The sequence below is a fragment of the Micromonospora sp. NPDC003241 genome (assembly GCF_053589795.1).
Genome location: NZ_JBSFSO010000010.1, coordinates 145,951 through 170,663, shown reverse-complemented (window position 1 = coordinate 170,663; position 24,713 = coordinate 145,951). Strand labels below are relative to the sequence as shown.

Genomic DNA, 24,713 nt, shown 5'->3' with positions numbered 1-24,713 from the left:
ATGTTAGGAAGGGACCCTTCCTATACCGGAGACGTTAGGAAGGGTCCCTTCCTTACATCGCAGGCCGGCAGCACCTTCCTTACCTACGACCGGCAGCACGAGAAGGAGGACATCATGATCGATGTCACGCTGGAGTCGGTGAGCAAGCGATTCGCCCGTGCCGGCGACACCGCGGCCGTCGACGATGTCGACATCAGCATCGCCGCCGGTGAGTTCTTCACCCTGCTCGGCCCGAGCGGCTGCGGCAAGACCACCACCCTGCGCATGGTGGCCGGGTTCTACTTCCCGACCTCCGGCCGGATCCGCTTCGGCGCCGAGGACGTCACCCGCCGCCCACCGAACAAGCGCGACACCGGCATGGTGTTCCAGAACTACGCACTGTTCCCGCACATGTCGGTGGCGCAGAACGTCGCGTACGGGCTGAAGATCCGCAAGGTGGGGCGGGCCGAGTCCCGGCGACGCGTCGAGGAGGCACTGGGCGAGGTGCACCTCGGCGGGTACGGCGAGCGGCGCATCGACCAGCTCTCCGGCGGTCAGCAGCAGCGTGTGGCGCTGGCCCGGGCCCTGGTCATCCGCCCGCGTACGCTGCTGCTCGACGAGCCGCTGTCCAACCTCGACGCGAAGCTGCGCGAGGAGACCCGGACCGAGATCCGCCGCATCCAGAAGGAGAGCGGCACCACCGCCATCTACGTCACCCACGACCAGGCCGAGGCCATGGCGATGTCGGACCGGATCGCGGTGATGGAGTCCGGCCGGGTGCAGCAGATCGGCGCCCCGCAGGAGATCTACCACCGGCCGACCAACGCCTTCGTGGCCCGCTTCATCGGCCGCAGCAACGTGTTGTCGCTGCCGGTCACGGCGGTCACCGACGAGACGGTCACCGTCGGCCGCCCGGACGGCACCGAGATCGTGGTGGCCGCGCCGGTCGGGCACGGCCTGCGTCCCGGCGAGAGCGCGCTGGTGTCGGTGCGCCCGGAGCACATCGGTCTCACCTCGGCCACCGAGGCGGGCGCGCTGCCCGGCCGGGTGACCGAGCTGGAGTTCACCGGCATGGCCACCAACCTGGTGGTCGAGGTGGCCGGTGAGTCGGTGCAGGTGGCCGCCATCGACGTGCCGGCCGGCGTCGCCGTCGGCGACCAGATCGGGCTGCGGCTCAACCGCGAACGCATGTGGGTGGTGCACCCGTGACGGCCGCACCCAGCGCCGCCACCGTCCCGCCGATCACCGAGGACCCGACCCCGCCCGGACGGGGTCGCCGTCCCCGGCTGGGCGGACGCTTCGCCGGTGGCGCCAGCTCCCGCTGGTTCCCGTACGCGCTGGTGTTCCCGCTGGCGCTGATCCTGTTCGGGTACGTGGTCCAGCCGATGTTCGCCACCTTCGCCGAGAGCGTCGGGGTGGACGGGGTGGCCAACTACACCGAGTTCCTGCGCGGCGGGGGCGTGGCCCGGTCCGCGCTGCTCACCTCGCTGGGCATCTCGGCGGCCAGCGTGCTGCTCTGCGGGATCGTCGGCGTGGCGATGGCGTTCCTGCTCAAGCGCTTCCACTTCCCCGGTCGCCGGTTGATCGAGGCGATCATCCTGGTGCCGGCCGCGTTGCCGCCGCTGATCGGCGCCATCTCGTTCCAGTTGCTCTACAGCGAGACCGGCATCCTGCCGCGCGGGCTCCAGCAGCTGTTCGGCACCGAGAGCCCGGTGCTGCCGTTCACCGGCATCGCCGGTGTGCTGGTGGTGCACACCTTCACCATGTACCCGTTCTTCTATCTCGCCGCCTCGGCCGCCCTGGCCGGGATGGACCCGTCGGTGGAGGAGGCCGCGTACAACCTGGGCGCCGGTCGGGTCCGGGTGTGGCGGACCGTGCTGCTGCCGATGCTCACCCCGGCGCTGGTCTCGGCCTCGCTGTTGGTGTTCATGACCTCGCTGGCGTCGTACACCGCTCCGCTGCTGTTCGGGGTGGACCGCACGATGACCATGCAGATCTACATCAACCGCACCAACGGCGACCTGCCGATGGCCTCCACGTACGCCTCGGTGCTGGCGGTGGTGTCGATCCTGTTCCTGCTCGGCATGCGCTGGTACGAGGGACGGCGCAGCTACCGCTCGCAGTCCAAGGGCGTCGCCGCGCACCGGCGGGAGATCACCAACCCGTTCGGCAAGTGGGCCGCGTTGGCCGCCTCGATCCTGGCCACGGTGGTGCTGCTGGCGCCGGTGGGCACGATCGGCCTGGTGGCGTTCTCCGAGGACGGGTCGTGGACGACCGAGGTGATCCCGTCGGCGTACACCTGGCAGAACTTCGTCACCATCTTCTCCGACCCGAGGGCGTTCCAGCCGATCCTCAACTCGTTGCAGATGAGCCTGATCGCCACGGTCGCCTGTGTGGTGGTCGGCGTGCTCATCGCGTACGCGGTGCGGCGGTTGGACTTCCGGGGTCGGGCGCTGCTGGACGTGGCGGTCATGCTGGCCTGGGCGCTGCCCGGCACGGTGGTGGCGATCAACCTGATCTCGGCGTTCAGCACCGGCAACGCGTTCAGCTTCGGGCAGGTGCTGATCGGCACCTTCTGGATCATGCCGCTGGCGTACTTCGTGCGGTTCCTGCCGCTGGTGTTCCGGTCCAGCTCGGCCACGCTGGCGCAGATCGACCCCTCGTTGGAGGAGGCGGCCCGCAACCTGGGCGCCTCGTGGTGGCGGGCGTTCGGCACGGTCACCCTGCGGCTGATGATCCCCGGGGTGGCGGCCGGCGCGCTGCTGGCCTTCGTCAACGGCGTCGGCGAGTTCGTCGCCTCGGTGCTGATCTACACGTCGCAGACGGCACCGATCTCGGTCGAGATCAACAATCGGATGTACTCGTTCGAGGTCGGCACCGCCGCCGCGTACGGCATGCTCCAGGTGGCGCTGATCTTCGTGGTGATGGTGGTCTCCGGTCGGTTGCAGAGCGGCCGGTCGGCGTCCCGGGAGGCGGCGAAGTGGACGGCGTGACGCGTACCGACGAGACGGTGAGCTGGCCGGAGTCGGGCCTGCTGCCGATCGGCCGGGTGCCCGGTGGCGAACTGGCGGCGGTGGCCGCTGCCGCAGACTTCGCGGTGCTGCCGGTCGGCGCGGTGGAGTGGCACGGCCCGCACCTGCCGCTGGGCACCGACCTGATCCTGGCCGAGGGGTTCGCCGCCGAGAGCGGCGCGACCGGCGAGGGCCCGCGCGGGGTGCTCTTCCCCGCCGTGCCGTACGCGGCCTGCCCGGGGCAGACCCGGCCGTGGCCGGGGACGGTGGCGATCCGCCCGGAGATCGCGGTCGGCTACCTGGCCGACGTGATCGAGGGGATCGTCGCGGCCGGTTTCCCCCGGCTGCTGATCGTCAACGGGCACGACGCCAACATGTCCACCGCGCGGGCCGCGATGGAGTGGGTCTCCGGCCGTCGGCAGGCCAGCCTGCTGCTGGTCAACTGGTTCCAGTTGGTCACCCCGGCGGAGACCACGCAGCTCTACGGCGAACTGCCCGCGCGCGGGCACGGCGGGGCGTACGAGACCTCGGGCGTGCTCGGCTTCGACCCCGACGCGGTACGCCTCGACGCGGTCGAGGACCTGCCGCCGAAGCCGAAGCTGCCGGTGGCCCACCCGTACGTGCTGGTGGAGTCCCGGCCCGACCCGTGGCAGGGCTGGTCCGGGCACATCTCGCTGGCCGACGTGGAGAGCGGCGAGCGGGTCCGGCACATCGCCGGTGCCCGGTTGCGGGAGATCGTGGCCGCCTGGGTCGCCGCCCCGCCACCCGCGCCGCCCACCGCCGATCCCCTGCCGACCGATCCGCCGACCGTTGATCCGCTGTCCGCTGATCCGCCGCTGTCTGTCAAGGAGGGGTGACCGTGGACCGGGGACTGGACGTCGTCGACTTCCACCTGCACTTCCGCATCGGCGCCGACGAGACGATCCACGCCTGCGAGGAGGCCGCCGGGATGCACCCCGGCGGGGCACCCGAGCGGGCCGCCCGCGCCGCCGCCTCCGCCCCGTACGCGCGGGCCTGGCGGCAGGCGTGGTCGTTCCCGGAACCGGAGCCGCCCGCCGCGCACTGGCCGGACGAGGCCGACCGGTGGGCCGACGAGTTGCGCCGGGTCGGCGTACGCCGGGCGGTGTTCGTCACCGGTGGCGGCAACGACGCGGTGGCCGCCGTGGTCGACCGGCACCCGGACCTGCTGCTCGGCTTCGCCCACCACGACCCGTACGCGCCGGACGCCGCCGCCGAGCTGGAACGGGCGGTCACCGAACGCGGCCTGCGCGGGTTGAAGCTGTTCGCGCCGTTGCTGCGCGGCCCGCTCGACGGGCCGGACCTCGATCCGCTCTGGGGCACCGCGCAGCGGCTCGGTGTGCCGGTGCTGATCCACATCGGGCACTACGGCAGCGCCGGTGGCCTCACCTTCGGCCGGCACGGCGGTCCGGAGGAGCTGGCCCGGATGGCCCGCCGGTTCCCGGAGCTGCCGGTGGTGGTGCCGCACTTCGGTGTGCAGTACGTGCAGGAGTTGCTCTTCACCGCCTGGGGCTGCCCGAACGTGCACGTCGACACCTCCGGCTCCAACCAGTGGGTGCGCTGGATGCCGTACAAGCTGACGCTGGAGGATCTGTTCCGGCGCTGCTACGAGACCATCGGCCCGCAGCGGATCGTGTACGGCAGCGACTCGTCGTGGTTCCCGCGCGGATACGTCACCCGCTACCTCGACGACCAGCTCCGCATCTGCCGGGAGCTGGGCCTGCCCGACGACCATCTGCGCGCGATCTTCGCCGGTAACGCCGAGCGCCTGCTCGGGCTCGACGACTGACCGGCTTACCGTCCGGGACGGCCACCGCGCCGACCCGGCCTGGAGAGGAAGTAAGGAACTCCGTCATGAGCACACCCGCGCTGACCACCTACCAGCGGCACCACCTGCGGCCCACCTACGACCACCACGTCGGGCACCTGTTCCCGGCGATGGTGCGGGCCAGCCAGGCGCACGTGGTGATGCTGACCGAGCAGGGGTTGATCCCCGCCGAGCGGGGCGCCCGGTTGCTGCGCGGACTGGCCGAGCTGCGCGCCGACCAGGCCGACGCGCCGCCCTTCGACGGCACCTTCGAGGACACGTACTACCTGGTGGAGAAGCGCCTCGCGGCGGCCTGCGGGGTGCCCACCTCGGAGCTGGACGTGCAGATGGCGCGCAGCCGCAACGACCTCGACGCCGGGGTGTTCCGGATGCTGCTGCGCGACCAGGTGACCGGGGTGCTCGACCGGGTACTGGCCGCCGGCACGGTCGCGCTGGACGCCGCGGACCGGTACGCGGACGTGGTGATCACCGGCTACACGCACCGGCGGCCGGCCCAGCCGACCACCATCGGGCACGCCCTGGCCGGGTACGCCGAGGCGCTGGCCGGGGAGGCGCTCGCCTACGCCGACGTGATCGAGGCGCTCAACGTCTCGCCGCTGGGCTCCTGCGCCTTCGCCGGCACCGACCTGGACATCTCCCCCGCCCGGGTGGCCGAGCTGCTCGGCTTCGCGGGTCTGGTGACCAACTCCTACGAGGCGGTGGCCGGCGCCGACCACCTGGTGCGGGTCGGCACCCTCAACGCCCAGGCGCTGGCCACCGGGGCGCGGCTGGCCCGCACCCTGATGGACTGGCTGAGCTGGCAGTGGGTGACCACGCCCGGTGACTTCACCCAGGGCAGCAGCATCATGCCGCAGAAGCGCAACCCGGTGGTGCTGGAGCACCTGGTCTCGTACGCCGGGCAGGCCGCCGCCGACGCCGCCTCGGTGCTGAACAACGTGGGCGCGGCCTGGTGGGAGGACTCGAACAACGCCACCACCGACGTGCAGGTGCGGCTCTGGGAGAGCAACGACCGGGCGGACCGGTTCTTCGCCCTGCTCGGCGGCTTCCTCGCCGAGATCGCGCCGTTGACGCCGCCGTCGGCGGCCGAGATCGTCGCCTCCGGGGCCACCACGACCGCCGCCGCCGACGCCCTGACCCGACACGGTGTGCCGTTCCGGGCCGCGCACTCGGTGGTGGGTCGGCTGGTGCGCGGCGGTGACCCGCAGGGCTGGACCGCCGACGAGGTGCGGGCCGCCGCCGAGGGGCTGGTGCCCGGCGGGCTCGACGACGCCGCCGTGGACGACCTGATCGCCGCCGCCGTCCGGCCGGAACTGGTGCTGGACCGCGTCCAGGCGGACGGGCCGGGCGCCGCCGCGGTACGCGCCCAGGTGGCGACGCTGCGGGGCGGCTTCGACGCGGCACGGGCACGGCTGGCGGCGGTCCGCGACCGTCTCGACCGGGCCGACACCGCGCTGGACGCGGTCGCCGCCGAGATGGCGGCCCGATGAGCGTGCAGTTGGCGCGACCCGAGTCGGGCGCGTACACCGACGGGCTGCTGCTCGGCATCGACTTCGGCGGGACCAAGATGGCCGTCGGGGTCGCCGACCGGCAGGGCCGCATCCTGGCCCGGGAGCGGGTCCCCACGTACGCCGAACGCAGTGCGCCGCAGGCGCTGGAACGGGCGTTGCACCTGGCCGCCCGGCTGGTGGCCGAGGTGGGCGGCCCGCTGCTGGCCGCCGGGGTGGCCTCCCCCGGGGTGATCCGGCCGGACGGCATCGAGCTGGCGCCGAACGTCCCCGGCTGGGAGGGGCTGCGGCTGGCCGACGCGGTCCGCGAGGCGCTCGGCGTCACCGAGGTGGCGGTGGACAACGACCTCAACGCCGCCGCCCTGGCCGAACTGCGGCTCGGCGCGCTGCGCGACGCCGACCCGGGCCTGGTGCTGGGGCTGGGCACCGGAGTGGCCGCGGCGATCACCGTCGGCGGCGCGGTGGTCTCCGGCCACCGGGGCGCGGCCGGTGAGATCGGCTACGCGGTCTCCGGCGGCCCGTGGCCGGGCACCATGCTGGAGTTGGACTTCTCCGGCCGGGCCCTGGACGGGCTCGCCGCCGAACTGGGCCTCTCCGGCGGCGCGGCGGCCCTCGCCGGTGCGGCCGAACGACCGGGGGCGGAGCGGCAGGCGTTGACCGCCCGACTCGACGAGTTGGCCCGACACCTGGTCACGAGTTGCCTGCTGTTGGACCCGCAGCGGGTGGTGCTGGTGGGCGGCGTGGCCGGCAGCGCCCTGATCCGGGAGCTGCTGGTCGACCGGCTCACCGAGGTGCTGCCGCATCGGCCGGAGGTGGTACTGTCCCGGTTCGCCGACGACGCCGCCCTGCTGGGCGCGGTCACGCTCGCCCGGGAAGCGGTGGCGGTCCCCGGCTGACCGCCGGGGCGACACCCCCTACCGGATGGCGTCGAGCCACGACCACAGGTTAGCCTCACCTAACTTGTGGAGAGTGAGGCGAGATGGCACAGCCGACGGCGGGGATCCGCCGCACCGACCGACGGCGGGTGAGGTGACCGTGCGAGTCAGCCCGACCGGCCGGTTGTTCGGCGAGATGTTCTGGCGGCAGCGCCGGGACACCGCGCTCTGCACCGCCTTCTGGTCGCTGCACCAGGTGTGTGAGGCGCTGGTCCCGGTGGCCATCGGCCTGGTCATCGACCAGGCGGTGAGCACCGGGTCGACCTCGGCGATGATCTGGTCGGTCCTGGGGATCTTCGTGTTGTTCACCGCGCTGACCATGGGCTGGCGGTCCGGGTTCTGGTTCCTGTCCAGGGCGGTGACCGAGGAGTCGCACGTCCTGCGGATGCGCGTGGTCCGGCGACTGCTGGGCGGCCAGGGCATCCGCACCAGCCGCCAGAGCGGTGAGCTGCTCTCCATCGCCACCACCGACACCCAGGCCGCCGCCGATTCGCTGGAGCTGGGCAGCCGGGTGGTGTCCGCGTTGCTCGGGCTGGTCGTCTCCACGATCGTCCTGCTGCGGATCGACTGGACGCTCGGACTCGGGCTGGTCATCGGCATCCCGGTGCTGGTGCTCGGCCTGCACGCGCTCGGGCCGGTCGTGGAACGCCACACCTCGGCCCAGCAGCAGGCCATCGGCCGGGCCGCCGCGACCGCGTCGGACCTGCTGCGCGGGCTCCGGCCGCTGCGCGGGTTCGGCGGCGTCGACGAGGCGTCGCGACGCTACCGGACCGCCAGCCGCACCTCGCTGCGCGCCAACGTCGGCGCGGTCAAGGCCGGTGCCGCGTTCGTCGGCGTGTCGACGTTCACCACCGGCCTGCTGATCACCGTCGTGGCCGCCCTGGCCGGCTGGTTCGCCCTGGAGGGGCGGATCACGGTCGGGCAGCTCATCACCATCGTGGGCCTGGCCGCGTTCATCACCGACCCGGTGCTCAACCTGGCCGACTGCGTCTTCCGGCTGGCCACCGCGCGGGCCAGCGCGGCCCGGGTCGCCGAGGTGCTGGCCGCGCCCGAGCGCGCCACCTCCGGCGTACGGGCGGCGCAGCCCGGTCCGCTGGTCCTCGCCGAGGTGCACACCTCGGGCCTGGACGGCGCCAGTCTCGAGGTGCGGCCCGGCGAGATGCTCGGGGTCGTCACCGGGCAGACCACCACCGCCGACGACGTCACCGACCTCCTGGCCGGTGCACGGGCACCGGAGCGGGGCGAGGTCACCCTGGCCGGTACGCCGGTCGGCGACCTCGACGCGGCCTCGCTGCGGCAGGTGGTGCTCGTCGAGCCGCACGCGGTCGACCTGTTCGGCGGCACCCTGCGCGAGGTGTTGCAGAGCGGCGACGACCGGGACGACGCGGCGCTGCGGCAGAGCATGGCGGCGGCCTCCGTCGACGACCTGCTCGCCGAGGGCGGCACCGGCCTGGACCGCGAACTGCTCGACCACGGTCTGAACCTCTCCGGCGGGCAACGGCAGCGGATCGCCCTGGCTCGGGCGCTGCTCGCCGACCGGCCGGTCACCGTGTTCCGCGACCCGACGACGGCGGTCGACGCGGTCACCGAGCACGCCATCGCCGAGGGGATCCGCTCCCGCCGGACCGGGGACGACCGGGCCACGGTGCTGGTCACCACCAGCGCGCCGCTGCTCGACCGGTGCGACCGCGTCGTCTTCCTGGACGCCGGGCGGGTGGCCGCCGTCGGATCGCACCGGGACCTGCTCGCCCAGTCCGCGTACGCCGAGGTGGTCCTGCGATGAGCGCGACGACGATCCTGCCGGTCGCCTCCGGCCGGGAGACCCTGGCCGTGTTCTGGCGCAACCTGCGCCGCTATCCGCTGCTGGCCTGGGCGTCGGTCCTGACGTCCGTGGCGGCCAGCGCCGCGGCCGTGGTGGTGCCGATCCTGCTCGGCCGACTGGTCGACCTGGTCGTCGCGGGCGGCACCGTCGACGCGTTGCTGACGACGTCGGCCTGGATCCTCGGCACCGGCCTGCTGGCCGCCGTGCTGACCGGCGTGTCCCGGTGGCTGGTCACCGAGTGGGGCATGCGCGCCTGCGCCGACCTGCGGGAAGAGGTGCTCGACCGGGCCCTGCGGATGGACTCGGCGCGGTTGGAGAGCGCCGGCTCCGGCGACGTCGCCGCCCGGGTGACCGACGACGTGGAACAGGTCACCGACTCGGTCCGGCTGGCCGCCGGGATCTTCACCGCCCTGGTCACCGTCGTCATCACCTTCGCCGGTTTCGCCACCCTGGACTGGCGGATCGCGCTGGCGTTCCTGGTCGTCTTCCCGGTGCACGTGCTGAGCCTGCGCCGGTTCGTGCCCCAGGCGAAGCGGCTCTACGCCGCCGAGCGCGAGGCGGCGGCGGTGCGGACGCAGAGCCTGCTGACCACGTTCACCGGCGCGCGGACGGTGCACGCCTACGGCATGGCGCAGCGGCAGGGCCAGCGGGTGGACGGAGCGTCGCGCAACGCGGTCACCGCGCGCCTGCGGGCGGTACGCGGATTCCTGTGGTTCGCGAACATGATGAACTACGCGGAGGCGATCGGACTCACCGCTGTCCTGCTCGCCGGTTTCCTGCTGGTGCGCGCGGGCGAGAGCAGCGTGGGTGACGTCACCGCCGCCGCGCTGCTGTTCCACCGGCTCTTCGGCCCGCTCGGCATGCTGCTGATCTCGTTCAACGACGTCCAGTCGGCCGGCGCCGCGCTGGCCCGGCTGGTCGGTATCACCGGGCTCGACGTGCCGGAGTCCCGCGCGGGCACCGGCGATCGACCGGCGGGCGGGATCGGCGCCAAGTCGATCGGGCACCGCTACCCCGGCGGGCCCACCGTCGTGCACGACGTCTCGGTGGAGATCGCCGAGGGCGAGTCGCTGGCCGTGGTCGGCGAGAGCGGTGCCGGCAAGACGACGCTGGCGGCCATCCTCGGCGGGGTGTTCCCGGCCGCCGAGGGCGAGGTGCTGCTGGGCGGTCGGCCGATCGCCGACCTGGATCCGGCGGAGCTGCGACGCACCGTCGGCGTCGTCACCCAGGAGGTGCACGTCTTCGCCGGCACGCTCGCCGAGGACCTGCGCCTGGCCGCGCCGCACGCCTCCGAGGAGGAGCTGTGGAACGCGCTGCGGCTGGTCGGGGCCGACCAGTGGGTCGGCGCGCTGCCGGAAGGGCTGCACACCCCGGTCGGTGAGGGCGACCACCCGGTCACCCCCGGGCAGGCGCAACAGGTGGCGCTGGCCCGGGTCGCCCTGCTCGACCCGCCGATCGTGGTGCTCGACGAGGCGAGTGCCGAGGCGGGCAGCGCCGGTGCCCGGCAACTGGAGCTGGCCAGTGCCGCCCTGGTGCGGGGCCGTACCGCCGTGGTGGTCGCGCACCGGCTGACCCAGGCGCAGAGCTGTGACCGGATCGCGGTGATGGCGCACGGGCGGATCGTCGAGCTGGGCACCCCGGCGGAACTCGTCGCCGCGGGCGGCCGGTACGCCGAACTCTGGGCCGCCTGGCAGCGCTGACCGTACGCACACCGGTCAGGGTCGGCGGTCAGTCGGCGGTCAGTCGGCGGTCGGCTCCGCCCGGCCGGCCCAGCGGCCGCGTACGTGACCGATGTGCACGCGCATCAGCCGTTCCAGTCCGGCCCGGTCGCCCGCCTCGATCAGGTCGAGCATCTCGACGTGCTCGCGGGCCGACGGCACCAGTTCCCCGGTCTCGGCGAGCCGGGTCAGGCCGAACAGCCGCGACCTCGCCCGCAGCTCACCGACGAGCGCGACCAGGTGACTGTTGCCGGCCAACGCGAGCAGTTCCAGGTGGAATCGGCGGTCGTGCTCGATGTACGCGATCAGGTCCTTGCGTTCGGCCACCTCGACGATCCGGTGGGCGATCGGCCGCAACCGCGCGACGTCCTCGGCGGTGGCCACGCCGATCACCCGCACGGTGGTCGGCACCTCGATCAACTGGCGGATCTCGGTCAGGTTGTCGAGTTCCCGGTCGGACAGTTCGGTGACCCGGAAACCCTTGTTCCGCACGGTCTCGACCAGGCCCTCCTTGACCAGGTCGAGCATCGCCTCGCGGACCGGGGTGGCGGAGACGCCGAGCCGGGCGGCGAGCGTCGGTGCGGAGTAGACCTCGCCGGGGCGCATCTGGCCGGCCACCAGCGCGGCCCGCAGCGCGTGCGCGACCTGCCCGCGCAGGCTCGTACGCGCCCCCAGGGCCGGCAGCTCCAAGGCGTCAGTCACCACCACGTCTCCTTCTCGTCGCAGATGCTAGGCGACGCCACGGCGGCGGGCCCCGGGACACCCGGGGCGGTTCAGCCTCCGGCGGGTACGACGGTCACGGTGTGCAGGGCGGTGTAGAAGTCCTGTGCCGCCTTGCCCTGTTCGCGGGGCCCGTAGCTGGAGGCGCGTTCGCCGCCGAACGGCAGGTGGAAGTCCACTCCGGCGGTCGGCGCGTTGACCTTGATCTGTCCGGCCGTCAGCCCGTCGGCGAAGCGCAGCGCGGCGTCCAGGTCGGCGGTGAAGACCGAGGCGGCCAGCCCGTACCGGGAGTCGTTGGCGGCGGCCAGCGCCGCGTCGACGCTGTCCACCCGGGTCAGCGTGCAGATCGGACCGAACACCTCCGCGCGCTGGAGCAGGTGGTCGGCGGGGACGTCGGCCAGCAGCGTGGGGGCGACGAACCAACCCGGTCCCTCGGGCGTACGGGCACCGGTGAGCAGTCGAGCACCGGCGGCCACGGCGCTCTGCGCGGCGTCCCGCACCCGGCGCTGGGCGGCCTGGTCGATCACCGGCCCCACCACCGTCTCCGGTGCGGCGGGATCGCCGCAGGCCAACGCCGCCACGGCGGTCACCAGCGCGTCGGTGAACGCGGTCGGGTCACCCACCACGATGACGCGCTTGGTGGCGGTGCACTTCTGGCCGGCGTACCCGAACGCGGCGTAGGCGACCTGCCGGGCGACGGACTCGACGTCGGCGTCCGGAAGGACCACCGCCGGGCTGAGCCCGCCCATCTCGCACTGCACCGGTACGCCCCGCGCCACGGCGGTCGCGCCGACGCTCGCGCCCACCTCGGCGGAGCCGGTGAACGAGACGACGTCCCCGGCGTCCACCACCGCACGGCCCGTCTCGGCGTCACCGGGCAGCACCGTCAGCAGCCCGTCCGGCAGGTACGGCGTGACCAGCTCGGCCAGCCGCATCGCGCAGGCCGTCGCCTGCGGTGCCGGCTTGAGCAGGACGGCGTTGCCGAAGGCCAGCGCCGGGGCGGCCTTCCACACCGGGATGGCCAGCGGGAAGTTCCACGGCGTGACCAGGCCGGCGACACCGCGCGGGCGACGACGGGTGTACGCCAGCCCCCGGCCGCCGCTCGGATCGTGTACCGCTCCGGTCGGGTCGTAGACCTGCTGGGCGTAGTACCGCAGCAGCGCCACCGTCCGGGCCGCCTCGCCGCGCGCCTCCGTGATCGGCTTGCCCACCTCGCGCACGACCAGGTCGACCAGCTCGGCGGTGGCCTCGGCGACCGCGTCGGCGGCGGCGTGCAGCGCCGCCGACCGCTCGGCGGGAGGTGCCGCCGCCCAGCCGCGCTGGGCGGCGCGGGCCGCCTCGGCGGCGGTCCCGACGTCCTCGGTGGTCGCGGCGGGCACCGAGACGACGGTGTCCTCCGGGCGCTGGGGGCAGGCGGACACGACGACGGACATGAGAACTCCAGTGCTGGTCAGAGCTGGAAGCCGGCGGGGAACGGGTCGGTGGGGTCGAGGAGGTACTGGGCGGTGCCGGTGATCCAGGCGCGGCCGGTGACCGTCGGGATCACGGCCGGTCGGTCCGCCACGGTGGTGCGGTCCAGCAGCCGTCCGACGAAGCGGCTGCCGATCAGCGACTCGTTGACGAAGTCGGTGCCGAGCGCCAGCTCGCCCCGGGCGTGCAGTTGGGCCATCCGGGCCGAGGTGCCGGTGCCGCAGGGCGAGCGGTCGAACCATCCGGGGTGGATGGCCATGGCGTGCCGCGAGTGCCGGGCGTCGGACCCGGGTGCGGCGAGGTAGACGTGGTGGCAGCCGGCGATCGTCGGGTCCTCGGGGTGCACCGGCCGGAGTTGGTCGGTGACGGCGTCCATGATGGCCAGCCCGGCGTCGAGCATCCGCTGCCGGGTCTGCGGGTCGGTCGGCGTGAAGGCGATCCCGAGCCGGTCGAGGTCGACGACGGCATAGAAGTTGCCGCCGAAGGCGAGGTCCAGGGTGACCGGACCGTACCCGGGCACGTCGACCGTGGCGTCCAGCTCCGACACGAAGGAAGGCACGTTGCGCAGGGTCACCGACTCGGCGTGCCCGTCGCGGACCGCCACGTCGACCACCACCAGCCCGGCCGGGGTGTCGAGCCGGATCACGGTGGTCGGCTCGGTGACGGTGACCATGCCGGTCTCCACCAGGACGGTGGCCACCCCGATGGTGCCGTGTCCGCACATCGGCAGGCAGCCGCTGACCTCGATGAAGATCACGCCCCAGTCGGCGTCGGGCCGGGTGGGCGGTTGCAGGATCGCCCCGCTCATCGCGGCGTGCCCGCGCGGCTCGCACATCAGCAGGGTGCGCAGGTGGTCGAGGTGGGCGACGAAGTACCGACGCCGCTGCGCCATCGAGTCGCCGGGGACCACGCCGATCCCGCCGGTGACCACCCGGGTCGGCATGCCCTCGGTGTGCGAGTCGACCGCGTGGAACACCCGTGTACTGCGCATCGCCCTACCGCCCTTCCCGTCACCGGCCGCCGGCCGCCACCGCCTTCTCGGTGGCCTCCCGGACGATGCGCTCGTGTTCCGGGGTGAGGGGCACCCGGGGCGGGCGGCACGGCCCACCGTAGCGCCCGACCACGTCCATCGAGAGCTTGATGGCCTGCACGAACTCGGTCCGCGAGTCCCAGCGCAGCAACGGGTGCAGCGCGCGGTAGAGCGGCAACGCGGTGGCCAGGTCGCCGTCGGCCGCCGCGTCGAAGAGCCGGACGCAGGCCCGGGGCAGCGCGTTGACGTACCCGGCGATCCAGCCCGGCGCGCCGGCCACGGCGAGTTCCAGGGTGACGTCGTCGGCACCGGCGATCAGGTCCAGGCCGGGTGCCGCCTCGGCGATCCGGTAGGCGCGGCGGACGTCACCGGTGAACTCCTTGACGCCGACGATCAGGCCCTCGCCGTGCAGGCGGGCGAGCAGCTCCGGGGTGAGGTCGACCTTGGTGTCGATCGGGTTGTTGTACGCCACCACCGGCACGCCGACCTCGGCGACCTCGCGGTAGTGCGCGACCACGGCCCGCTCGTCGGCCCGGTAGGCGTTCGGCGGCAGCAGCATCACCGCCGCGCACCCGGCCTCGGCGGCGTCCTCGGCCCACCGCCGCGCCTCGATCGCGCCGTACGCGGAGATGCCGGGCATCACGGTGAAGCCGTCGGGTGCCGCGTCGACCGCGACCCGGACCAGCGTGCTGCGCTCCTCGGGGGTGAGGGTCTGGTACTCACCGAGTGAGCCGTTCGGCACGACCCCGTCGCAGCCCTCGTCGGCGAGCCAGCGGACGTGCTCGGCGTACCGGTCCACGTCGACCGCGAGTCGGTCGTCGAGCGGCACCGTGGTGGCCACCAGGACGCCGTGCCATGGTCTCGACCGAGGGGGCATCGGGGTGCTCCTTATCCGTGTCGGCCAGTACAATGTCACACACTACAACGGCGTCCCACCGCCCTCCAGCCCTCGACGTCGGAGGTGCCATGCCTGCGCCCCGCCCCTGCGGCACCGTCCGATCGGGCCGGTGCTCGCGTGCGTAGCAGAGCGGTGGACCTGGTCGTCGTGGGCGCGGGCATCGTCGGGGCGGCCTGCGCGTACCACGCGAGCCGGGCGGGCCTGTCGGTCACGGTCGTGGACAGGGGACCGATCGTCGGCGGCACCACCGGGGCGGGCGAGGGGAACATCCTCGTCTCCGACAAGGAACCGGGCCCGGAACTCGACCTCGCGCTGCACTCGCACCGGCAGTGGCGCGCCCTGGCCGACCTGCCGGTGCGCGACACGACCTTCGGTGAGCTGGTGGAGATGGAGGCCAAGGGCGGGCTGGTGGTCGCCACCGACCGGGCGTCCCTGGACGGCCTGGCCCGGCTCGCCGCGCGGCAACGCGACCTGGGCGTCGAGGCGGTCGCGGTCGACCGGGACCGGCTGCGGGAGCACGAACCACACCTGAGCGACGACCTCACCGGCGGCTACCGGTACCCGCAGGACATGCAGGTGCAGCCGATGCTCGCCGCCGCCCACCTGCTGCGACTGGCCCGCCGGGGCGGCGCCACCGTGCTGCCGCACGAGCCGGCCACCGGCCTGCTGCGGGACGGTCCACGGGTGGTCGGCGTGCGGACGCCCCGACGCGACATCCCCGCCGCCGCCGTGCTCAACGCCGCCGGCACCTGGGCCGGTGCGGTCGCCGCGCTGGCCGGTGTCGCGCTGCCGATCGCGCCCCGACGCGGCTACATCCTGGTGACCGAGCCGCTCCCGGCGCTCATCCGGCACAAGGTGTACCTCGCCGACTACGTCGCCGACGTGGCCAGCGACTCGGCCGCGCTGCGCACCTCCACGGTGGTCGAGGGCACCCGGGCGGGCACCGTGCTCATCGGCGCCAGCCGGGAACGCGTCGGCTTCGACCGGAGCGTCTCGGTCCCGGCCCTGCGGCAGCTCGCCGCCGGTGCGGTACGCCTCTTCCCGGTGCTGCGCGACGTCGCGGTGATCCGCGCGTACCGGGGATTCCGGCCGTACTGCCCCGACCATCTGCCGGTGATCGGCCCGGACCCTCGCGCTCCCGGGCTGCACCACGCCTGCGGTCACGAGGGTGCCGGTATCGGCCTGGCCCCGGGCACCGCGCGTCTGGTCACGCAGAGCCTGCTCGGCACGCCGCCCGAGCTGGACCTGACCCCGTTCCGCCCGGACCGGTTCGACCCTAAGGTGTCCCGGTGAGCCATCCCGACGAGTTCGAGATCCTCCTGGACGGCACGGCGGTGCCCTGCCGCGACGGCTGGACCGTCGGTGCCGCCCTCACCGCCGCCGGGGTGCGGTCCTGGCGGGACACCCGGCTCGGCGGGCGACCCCGGGGGCTGTTCTGCGGCATCGGGATCTGCTTCGACTGCCTGGTGACCGTCAACGGGCAACCGTCGTTGCGCGCCTGCCTGGTGCCGGCCGCCCCGGGCGACGACGTCCGCACCCAGCAGGGCACCGGACGATGACCGGCACAGACGTGGACGTGGCGGTCGTCGGGGCCGGGCCGGCGGGACTGGCCGCCGCGCTGGCCTCGGCCGAGGCCGGAGCCCGGGTGGCGATCGTCGACGCGGGCGTACGCCCCGGCGGGCAGTACTGGCGCTCCCCCGCTCCCGGCGTCGGCCGTTTCCGGCCGGGCACCCTGCACCACGGGTGGCGGCGGTTCACCTCGACGATCGACCGTCTCGCCGCGCTGGCCGACGCCGGTCGGGTCGTCCGGCTGGCCGGGCACCACGTCTGGTCGGTCACGCCGGAGGGCGACGGCTGGGTGCTGCGCTGCCTGGTGGGCGCCGAGCCCAGGCAGCACGGGACCCCCGCCCCGGTCACCGTCACCGCCCGCCGACTCGTCCTCGCCACCGGCGCGTACGACCGGCAACTGCCCTTCCCTGGCTGGGACCTGCCCGGCGTGCTCACGGCGGGCGGGGCGCAGGCCCTGCTCAAGGGCCACCTCGTCGTAGCCGGACGGCGGGTGGTGGTGGCCGGCACCGGCCCGTTCCTGCTGCCGGTCGCCGACGGTCTGGCCCGGTACGGCGCCCGGGTGGCGGCGGTGCTGGAGGCGAACGGTCCGCTCGCCCTCGCCCGGCATCCCCGCGCGCTGCTCGGCGTGGCCGGAAAGTTCGGCGAGGCCGCCGGGTACGCCGCCCGGCTGCTGCGGCACCGGGTGCCGGTCCGGCACCGGCACGTGGTGCTGCGGGCGACCGGCACGGACCGGCTGACCGGTGTCATCGTCGGCCGGCGGGGCCGGGACGGCCGGATCCGCACCGGCTCCGAGCGGCGGATCGGCTGCGACGTGCTGGCGGTCGGTTGGGGCTTCACGCCGCAGCTCGACCTGGCACTTCAGCTCGGGTGCGCGACCCGGGTCGACGCCGACCGGAGCCTGGTGCTCTCCGTCGACGAGGACCAGGCGACGAGCGTGGCCGGGGTGTGGGCGGCCGGTGAGGCCACCGGCGTCGGCGGCGCCGACCTGGCCACGGTGGAGGGTCGGATCGCCGGTGCCTCGGCGGCGGGTTCGCTCGGCGACGGACCGCCGACCGTGGACCGGGCGGCGCGTCGGCGACGCCACGCCCTACGCCGGTTCGCCGCCGCGCTGCACCGGGCCTACCCGGTCCCCGCCGACGTGCTCGCGCGCTGCGCCGACGAGACCGTGGTCTGCCGGTGCGAGGAGGTCGGCGCGGGCGAGATCCGGCAGGCCGTGACCGGGTTGGGCGCCACCGAGGCCCGCACGGTCAAGCTGCTGGCCCGGCCCGGGATGGGGTGGTGCCAGGGGCGGGTGTGCGGCTTCGCCACTGCCTGCCTGACCGCCCGGTACGCCGGTCGGGCGGTCACCGGGGCGGACCTGCGCGCCTTCGCGGAACGACCGATCGCCGCGCCGCTGTCGCTGGGACGGCTGGCCGCGTCCGAGGACGACGGATCCGACGTCGACCACGGCTGAGAGGGCGTCTCCACAGTGCCCGGAATCCCAGTTGACCGCGTGTGTGAGCGCTAACATCGCCTTGTTTCCCGCAGGTGTCGAAGTCCGCACTTTACCGGGTCGTAGGGATTGACGAGCGAAAAGTTAACGCTCACACTCGCTGACAATCCGTCTCTGCGCCACCGCACCGGTCGAGCCGTACCCCACCTGGAAGGACGATCCTAAGTGGCTGAATCCGTTGAGATCCCCGTGAGTCGACGTCAGGTCCTGCAGGTGTCCGCCGCCGGAGTGGCCGCGGTGGCCACTGCGGCGGCGTTCCCGGCCGCCGCACAGGCGGCGCCGACCCCGGGTTCGAGCCCCGGCTCGCCCGTCCCGGGCAGCCTCGTCGCCGACCCCGGTCCGGGCGGCACCGCGCCGGTCCGGCCGTTCCAGCTCCGTGACGTCCGGCTCGGCGACGGTCTGCTTCAGCAGAAGCGGGACCGGATGAAGAACTACCTGCGGCAGCTCGACGAGCGGCGTTTCCTGGTGCTGTTCAACAACCAGGCGGGCCGGCCGAACCCGGCCGGGGTCACCACACCCGGCGGCTGGGAGGACGGCGGGCTGCTCAGCGGCCACTGGGCCGGGCACTTCATGACCGCCCTCGCTCAGGGGTACGCCGACCTGGGCGAACCGATCTTCAAGAACAAGCTCGACTGGATGGTCGGCGAACTCGCCGCCTGCCAGGCGGCCATCACGGCCAGGATGGGCACCGGTGACCCGGGCGGCGACCCGCAGGAGCCGGAGGAGCCGGACATCGACCGGGTCGCCGGCCGGTTCGGCAGCGGCCTGCGGCTGGGCGGTCCCAGCCGGGCCGAGCACGTGACGCTGCCGCAGGAGGCGATCAGCCAGCTCACCGACTTCACCATCGCGACCTGGGTCAACCTGGCGGCCACGCAGAACTGGAGCCGGTTGTTCGACTTCGGTCAGAACAGCACGGTGAACATGTTCCTCGCCCCGCGCGCCGGGTCGACCGGGAACGCGCCCCGGTTCGCCATCACGGTCGGCGGCAGCGGCGGCGAACAGCAGATCAACGGCACCACCGCGTTGCCCGTCAACCAGTGGGTGCACCTGGCCGTCACCCTCACCCAGAACACCGGCACGCTGTACGTCAACGGCGTGCAGGCCGGCCAGAACACGAACATGACGTTGAGCCCGGCGAACCTGGGGAACCCCGGCAACCGGTGGATCGGACGGTCGCAGTACGGCGACCCGATGCTCAACGCCACCATCGACGAGTTCCACATCTTCGACCGGGCGCTGAGCGCGCCGGAGGTGGCCTCCCTCCAGGACTCCCCCGCCGGCAGCACCGGTGGCGGCTCGATCGCCTGGTACCGGTTCGAGGAGGAGGGCGGGTCGACGATCCTGGACTCGTCGCCCAACGGCCGCGACGGCGGCATCGTCGCCACCCAGAGCGGGGGCACCGAGCTGTGGGTACCGACCCACCCCGGTTACCTCGGCGCCATCCCGGAGGACGCGGTGCTGCGGCTCGGACCGCCCCGGTGGGCGGTGTACGGCAGCAACGCGGCCACGAACACCTGGGCCCCCTGGTACACCCAACACAAGATCATGCGGGGTCTGCTCGACGCGTACTACCACACCGACAACGCCACCGCGCTCGACGTGGTGACCAGGATGGCCACCTGGGCGCACCTGGCGTTGACGGTCGGGGACAAGAACCACCCCGGCTACCCGGGGCCGATCACCCGGGACAACCTGAACTACATGTGGGACCTCTACATCGCCGGTGAGACCGGCGGCGCGAACGAGGTGTTCCCCGAGATCTACGCGCTCACCGGCGACAGTCGGCACCTGGAGACCGCCAAGCTGTTCGACAACCGCGAGTCGCTCTTCGACGCCTGCGTGGAGAACCGGGACATCCTGGTCACCACTGCGGCCACCAACCCGGGGCGGCGCCGGCCCGACCGGTTGCACGCCAATTCGCACGTGCCGCAGTTCGTCGGCTACCTGCGCGTCTACGAGCACAGCGGGGACACCGAGTACTTCCAGGCCGCCAAGAACTTCTTCGGCATGGTGGTCCCGCACCGCGCGTACGCCAACGGCGGCACCGGCGGCAACTACCCCGGCTCGAACAACAACATCGAGCTGTTCCAGAACCGGGACAACATCGCCAACTCGATCGCCCAGGGCGGCGCCGAGACCTGCACCACCTACAACCTGATCAAACTCGCCCGCAATCTGTTCTTCCACGAGCAGGACCCGGCGTACCTGGACTACTACGAGCGGGGTCTGATCAACCAGATCGCCGGGTCCCGCGCCGACACCACCACCGTCGGCAACCCGCAGGTCACCTACTTCCAGCCGTTGACCCCGGGAGCCGCCCGTGGCTACGGCAACACCGGCACCTGCTGTGGCGGGACCGGCATCGAGAACCACACCAAGTACCAGGAGACGATCTACTTCAAGTCCGCCGACGACTCCACCCTCTGGGTCAACCTGTACGTGCCGTCGACCCTGACCTGGTCGGAGAAGGACCTCACGGTCGTACAGGAGACGGAGTACCCCCGCCAGGACCACGTCCGGCTGACCGTCGACGGCAGTGGCCCGCTGGAGGTCAAGCTCCGCGTGCCGGCCTGGGTACGCAAGGGCTTCCAGGTCAGCGTCAACGGGGTCGCGCACCAGCACAGCGCCACCCCGGGCAGCTACCTGACGCTGAGCCGCACCTGGCGCTCCGGCGACACGGTCGACATCCGGATGCCGTTCAGCATCCGGATCGAGCGCGCCATCGACCGCCCCGACACCCAGGCCGTGTTCTGGGGACCGGTGCTGCTGCAGATCCTCGGCAACCCCGGTGGCGGCGCCTTCCGGGAGCTGTCGTTGTACCGCCACCTCAAGCGCGACGGCGACTACACCCGGGCCGCCATCACCCCGAGCAGCACCACGGCCGCCGGTGATCAACTCTTCGCCACGCACGGGTTCACCCTGCGGCCGTACTACGTCGCCGACACCCAGGCCGTCTCGTCGTACTTCCGGCGGGTCGAACCGACGGTCGTGTTCGGCGGCATCGACACCGGCGTACCCAACCACAAGCGCAACGACGGCCTGCCCGCGTACGACGTGCCGGTCACCGGCGTGCCGTCACCCGGCACCGACGGTCCGACCTTCCTCGACCTGCTCTGGGACGAGGCGCCGTTCGCCGGCCACAGCCAGTTCGTCACGACCGTCACCCGCCTGGCCGACGCGTTCGTCGACGCGGACGTCTTCACCGCCGCGCAACGCGACCGGATCATCGCCGACGCCACCCGGGCCAGGGCCGAACTCGACCCCGGGACCTCGTTCGACGTCGAGGTCACCGCGAAGACCCAGCGCATCGGCGGCAACGCCTACGTCTCCGTCTCCGCCCGCAACGCCGACCAGGTGCCGCTCACCATCGAGCTGGTCACCGCCTTCGGCTCGCGGACGGTGACCGGTGTCGCTCCGGGCAAGACCGCCTTCCAGCAGTTCAACACGCGCAGCGCGGCGGTGCCGGCCGGCACCGCCACCATCCGGGTCACCGGCACCGTCGACGGCGAGGAGATCGTCACCGAGTTCGAGGCCCCGTACCCGGCGCTCGGCTAGGCGTGTCCTGCCGGGTGGCGGCGCCCCGCCGGGGCGTCGTCACCCGGTCTGCCGGGCACTTGCACGCCGCGAAGTTGCCGAACTGCCCGACACGACGGCCGTTCCCGGTGGAGTCTGCCAGGGAGGAGACGGCGGGGAGGCGGGATGCGGCAGCGCAGGCGGGCGGGACTGCTGCTGCTCACCGCCGTGTCGCCGACCGTCGAGGCCACCGTCCTGGTCGCCCTGGGCTTCGTCGCCGCCACCGGGCTCGCGCCGCAGACCTCGGCCGTCTGGCCGTACGACACCTACCACGACCTGCGCTGGCTGTACGTCTACCACGAGTCCTGGCCGAAGTTCCTGTTCTGGTTCGGCGTGGTGGTGGCGGCGCGGGGCGTGTTCCACACCATGCTGGTGGTGCTGGCCTGGCCGGACGGGGTGCCCCGACCGCCGGTGCGGTGGCTGCTGCGGCGCAGCCTGGGGCTGGCCCTGCTGGTGGCGGTGATCGTGGCACCGTGGGCGTTGATCTCGGTGGCCGCGTCGGTGGTGGCGCTGTCCTGGGTGCTGCTGGCCTCCCTGCTGCCGATGTTCCTGCTGGCACCGTTCCTGCAACGGGCCGCCGTGGTGGGCCCCTGGTGGCGTGGGATGCCGTCGCTGTCCCTGGTCGGCTGGTCGCTGCTGAACTTCGTGGTGCTGACCATGGCCGGTGCGTTGTGTTGGAGCGTGCCAGGCTGGTGGACGGTGCCGGTGGCCGCCGCCGCGGGGGTGGTGAACGGGTTGCTGTGGGACCGGACGGTGCACGCCGCGTTGTGCGCGCCCCGGGTCCGGTTGGCGTGGCTGCCGGCGACCCCGGTCGCGGCCGTACTCGCGCTGGCGGTGCCGCTGCTCATCCCGCCGCTGGTGCACGCGGTCCCGGGCAAGGACCTGCGGGCCGAGGCGGTGGTGCTCGACCACCCGCTGCCGCCGGAGGTGCCGCAGGCGGTCATCGTCCTCGCCGGCTACGGCTCCGCGTACGGCGGCGAGGCACCGGCCGACGAGCGGGTCGAGCGGTTCTCCTACCGGGGACTGGCCCCGGACGGCACCCCCCTGCCGTACGGGCCGCGGGACACCACGATCTCGGTGGCGCAGAGCGTACGGCTGCTCGGCGAGCAGGTGCAGCGGCTGCACGGGCGTACCGGGCGACCGATCGCGCTGATCGGCGAGAGCGAGGGTGCCATGGTCGCCCGCACCTACCTCGACGAGGGGGCCCATCCGGCGGTCGACGCGCTGGCGATGTTCAGCCCGCTGATCAACGCGGGACGCGCCTACTATCCGCCGCCGCACCAGGACCGGGGCTGGGGCGTGGTCACCGGGTGGCAGTTGCGGGTCATGTTCGGCGTGCTGCACAAGGGCGGTGGACCGGGCACCGGCCTGGACGAGCCGTTCATCCGTTCGCTGGTCGACAACGCGCCGTTCTACCGCAACCAGCTCATGTGCCCGGTACCCGGCGTACGGATGGTCGCCTTCGTCCCCACCAGCACCGCGGCCGAGGCGCCACCCGGCGACTACTCCGACATCCCGGTGTTCCAGATGCCCGGGGTCCACGGCGGCCTGCTGAACCGCGCGCTGGTCGAGAACCGGCTGGTCGCCTTCCTCTCCGGCGAGCCGATCCAGCAGGAGCGCGACGAGTACCCGCTGTTGCAGCGGCTCGGCGCCGCGTGGCAGGCGCCGCCGCTGGCCATCGCGGCCAACCCGGCCTGGGCGGCGTTCCGGCAGCCCGACCCCGCCTTCACCGGGAAGGTCTGCCTACCGACCCGCTGACCGGGCCGGGTCCGGCGCGGTTCAGCGGGGCTGGGCCGGAGCGGTGCAGGAGCACCAGCCGGGCGGCGGCCAGTGCCGGCCCGAGCACCAGCACCGTCTGCACCGGGTGGTAGGTGAACAGGAACAGGTGCAGCACGACGAAGACCGCCACGGCGACCAGCGCGAGCACCGTCGACCAACGGCGGCCGAGGGGTACGAGCGCCCCGGCCAGTGCCGTGCCCACCGCGGCGACCAGTCGCAGCCAGACCCACCCGGTGATGTCGTGCTGGTGGACGACGCCCTCGCCGATCGAGACGTACCGGTCACCGGTCAGGTCGGCGCCGGCCGCGACCGCGTCGAAGATCCCGGCCGCGCCGAGCAGCACCGCCGCCAGCAGCAGCGCCCGAGACCGTACGTCGTCCGTCCTCACCGCTCCCCCGTCATCGGCCGACCCGGCGGCGGCCCGTGGCGCGCCGTCCGGTCGGCGCGTCCCGCTCCGGCGTCGGTCGTCCCGTCCCGTGCGCGGCGCGCTCAGCGGGTGATCTCCAGATGGCGGTCGATCATCGCGTTCACCTGCGCCGGCACCTCCAGTTGCACGAAGTGCCCGGAGCCGGCGGTCTGCCCGATGTGCGCCTCGGGGACGAGTCGGGTGAGGTGGGCGTAGTCGGCGAAGGGCGCGTCGGTGCCGATCATCAGCAACGGCCGGGCCCAGGTGGTCAACGCCGCCACGTCGGCGCCCTGCCGCACGTACGCGGCCAGGCCGGCGATCGGCTCGTAGGCGATCTCGGTGGCGGGCCGGCCCATCGCCCGGACCACCCGCTCCACCAGGCGCGGCTCGGAGTAGGGCCGGAAGTACGAGCGGACGATCTTCTCCCGGGCCGCGCCCGACGTGTCGTCGCGCAGCGATTCGGCCACCTGGTCGATCGCGTCGGCGGCCCCGGGCGGCCCGGCCACCGCGGAATCGAGCATCACCAGCCCGGTGAAGCGACTCCGGTTCGCGGCTGCGGCGGCCAACGACCAGACCCCGCCGAGGCTGTGCCCGATCATCGTGACCCGGCGCAGGTCCAGCGCCTCGACCAGGGCGCGCAGGTGGCCGCCCATCCGGTCGACGCCGTACCCGTCGGGCGAGGGTGGACTGTCGCCGTGGCCGGGCATGTCGACGGCGACCACCCGGGCCGGTCGGGCGGCCAGGTGACGGGCCACGGGCTCCAGGTACGTGTGGTCGCCGCACCAGCCGTGGACGAGCAGGAACGTGTCGCCCCGGCCGGGCCCGTACGTGTGGTGGCGCATCCCTGCCGCGATCCGTCCGTCCACCGTCGCACCTCCCCGGACCGATGTGTCCGCACTTCCACTGAAGCACGGCCCCACACCAGAAGACAATTATATGTTGTATGTCCGATTTACCGTG

Annotated in this window: 19 protein-coding genes; 13 read left to right on the top strand and 6 right to left on the bottom strand. The window is 73.3% G+C overall.

Annotated elements, in window-relative coordinates:
- Positions 1 to 114: 114 nt before the first annotated feature.
- The 8 genes from ACWDVW_RS11595 to ACWDVW_RS11560 all read left to right on the top strand — a co-directional run bounded on the left by ACWDVW_RS11595 (position 115) and on the right by ACWDVW_RS11560 (position 10,798).
- On the top strand, positions 115 to 1,188 hold the full coding sequence (locus tag ACWDVW_RS11595) for an ABC transporter ATP-binding protein (protein ID WP_449947034.1): 1,074 nt from the start codon (positions 115 to 117) through the stop codon (positions 1,186 to 1,188).
- Positions 1,185 to 2,972, top strand: a complete 1,788-nt coding sequence (locus tag ACWDVW_RS11590; protein WP_449947033.1) for an ABC transporter permease — start codon at positions 1,185 to 1,187, stop codon at positions 2,970 to 2,972. The genes ACWDVW_RS11595 and ACWDVW_RS11590 overlap by 4 nt, the downstream gene beginning before the upstream one ends.
- Positions 2,969 to 3,847: a creatininase family protein gene (locus ACWDVW_RS11585; protein ID WP_449947032.1), complete on the top strand. Its 879-nt coding sequence runs from the start codon at positions 2,969 to 2,971 to the stop codon at positions 3,845 to 3,847. Before ACWDVW_RS11590 ends, ACWDVW_RS11585 begins: the two co-directional genes overlap by 4 nt.
- A 2-nt stretch (positions 3,848 to 3,849) precedes the next feature.
- Positions 3,850 to 4,797, top strand: a complete 948-nt coding sequence (locus ACWDVW_RS11580; RefSeq protein WP_449947030.1) for an amidohydrolase family protein — start codon at positions 3,850 to 3,852, stop codon at positions 4,795 to 4,797.
- A gap of 65 nt (positions 4,798 to 4,862) precedes the next feature.
- Positions 4,863 to 6,323, top strand: coding sequence for a lyase family protein (locus ACWDVW_RS11575; RefSeq protein ID WP_449947029.1), 1,461 nt, complete (start codon positions 4,863 to 4,865; stop codon positions 6,321 to 6,323).
- On the top strand, positions 6,320 to 7,237 hold the full coding sequence (locus tag ACWDVW_RS11570) for an ROK family protein (RefSeq protein WP_449947027.1): 918 nt from the start codon (positions 6,320 to 6,322) through the stop codon (positions 7,235 to 7,237). The genes ACWDVW_RS11575 and ACWDVW_RS11570 overlap by 4 nt, the downstream gene beginning before the upstream one ends.
- 133 nt (positions 7,238 to 7,370) lie before the next feature.
- Positions 7,371 to 9,059: an ABC transporter ATP-binding protein gene (locus tag ACWDVW_RS11565; RefSeq protein ID WP_449947025.1), complete on the top strand. Its 1,689-nt coding sequence runs from the start codon at positions 7,371 to 7,373 to the stop codon at positions 9,057 to 9,059.
- Complete coding sequence (locus ACWDVW_RS11560; RefSeq protein ID WP_449947023.1) at positions 9,056 to 10,798, top strand: ABC transporter ATP-binding protein; 1,743 nt, start codon at positions 9,056 to 9,058, stop codon at positions 10,796 to 10,798. Before ACWDVW_RS11565 ends, ACWDVW_RS11560 begins: the two co-directional genes overlap by 4 nt.
- Before the next feature lie 39 nt (positions 10,799 to 10,837).
- Here the strand turns inward: ACWDVW_RS11560 and ACWDVW_RS11555 are convergent, their stop codons facing one another.
- The 4 genes from ACWDVW_RS11555 to ACWDVW_RS11540 all read right to left on the bottom strand — a co-directional run bounded on the left by ACWDVW_RS11555 (position 10,838) and on the right by ACWDVW_RS11540 (position 14,913).
- Positions 10,838 to 11,518, bottom strand: coding sequence for a GntR family transcriptional regulator (locus tag ACWDVW_RS11555; protein ID WP_449947021.1), 681 nt, complete (start codon positions 11,516 to 11,518; stop codon positions 10,838 to 10,840).
- Positions 11,519 to 11,589: 71 nt separating this feature from the next.
- The gene (locus ACWDVW_RS11550) at positions 11,590 to 12,969 is read right to left on the bottom strand and encodes an aldehyde dehydrogenase family protein (RefSeq protein ID WP_449947020.1); all 1,380 of its coding nucleotides are present in this window, start codon (positions 12,967 to 12,969) and stop codon (positions 11,590 to 11,592) included.
- A gap of 17 nt (positions 12,970 to 12,986) precedes the next feature.
- Positions 12,987 to 13,997 carry a proline racemase family protein gene (locus ACWDVW_RS11545; RefSeq protein ID WP_449947018.1) on the bottom strand — a complete coding sequence of 337 codons (1,011 nt, stop codon included), beginning with the start codon at positions 13,995 to 13,997 and terminating at the stop codon, positions 12,987 to 12,989.
- A 19-nt stretch (positions 13,998 to 14,016) separates the two neighbouring features.
- Positions 14,017 to 14,913, bottom strand: a complete 897-nt coding sequence (locus ACWDVW_RS11540; protein WP_449947016.1) for a dihydrodipicolinate synthase family protein — start codon at positions 14,911 to 14,913, stop codon at positions 14,017 to 14,019.
- A 138-nt stretch (positions 14,914 to 15,051) separates the two neighbouring features.
- On the opposite strand from ACWDVW_RS11540, the gene ACWDVW_RS11535 reads away from it, so the two are divergent.
- From ACWDVW_RS11535 to ACWDVW_RS11515, 5 genes are all read left to right on the top strand, one after another.
- A complete protein-coding gene (locus tag ACWDVW_RS11535; protein WP_449947014.1) occupies positions 15,052 to 16,227 on the top strand; it encodes an NAD(P)/FAD-dependent oxidoreductase in 1,176 nt (391 codons plus the stop codon).
- Positions 16,224 to 16,493, top strand: a complete 270-nt coding sequence (locus ACWDVW_RS11530) for a (2Fe-2S)-binding protein (protein WP_449947012.1) — start codon at positions 16,224 to 16,226, stop codon at positions 16,491 to 16,493. Before ACWDVW_RS11535 ends, ACWDVW_RS11530 begins: the two co-directional genes overlap by 4 nt.
- Positions 16,490 to 17,956: an FAD/NAD(P)-dependent oxidoreductase gene (locus tag ACWDVW_RS11525; protein WP_449947010.1), complete on the top strand. Its 1,467-nt coding sequence runs from the start codon at positions 16,490 to 16,492 to the stop codon at positions 17,954 to 17,956. Before ACWDVW_RS11530 ends, ACWDVW_RS11525 begins: the two co-directional genes overlap by 4 nt.
- 204 nt (positions 17,957 to 18,160) lie before the next feature.
- The gene (locus tag ACWDVW_RS11520) at positions 18,161 to 21,550 is read left to right on the top strand and encodes a beta-L-arabinofuranosidase domain-containing protein (protein ID WP_449947009.1); all 3,390 of its coding nucleotides are present in this window, start codon (positions 18,161 to 18,163) and stop codon (positions 21,548 to 21,550) included.
- Positions 21,551 to 21,694: 144 nt separating this feature from the next.
- On the top strand, positions 21,695 to 23,326 hold the full coding sequence (locus tag ACWDVW_RS11515) for a hypothetical protein (protein ID WP_449947007.1): 1,632 nt from the start codon (positions 21,695 to 21,697) through the stop codon (positions 23,324 to 23,326).
- On the opposite strand, the gene ACWDVW_RS11510 is transcribed toward ACWDVW_RS11515, so the two are convergent.
- Entirely contained in the window at positions 23,295 to 23,735 is a 441-nt protein-coding gene (locus ACWDVW_RS11510) for a DUF7144 family membrane protein (RefSeq protein ID WP_449947005.1), read from the bottom strand. The two genes, ACWDVW_RS11515 and ACWDVW_RS11510, sit on opposite strands and share 32 nt — an antisense overlap.
- A gap of 101 nt (positions 23,736 to 23,836) precedes the next feature.
- Positions 23,837 to 24,619, bottom strand: a complete 783-nt coding sequence (locus ACWDVW_RS11505; protein ID WP_449947003.1) for an alpha/beta fold hydrolase — start codon at positions 24,617 to 24,619, stop codon at positions 23,837 to 23,839.
- Positions 24,620 to 24,713 lie beyond the last annotated feature (94 nt).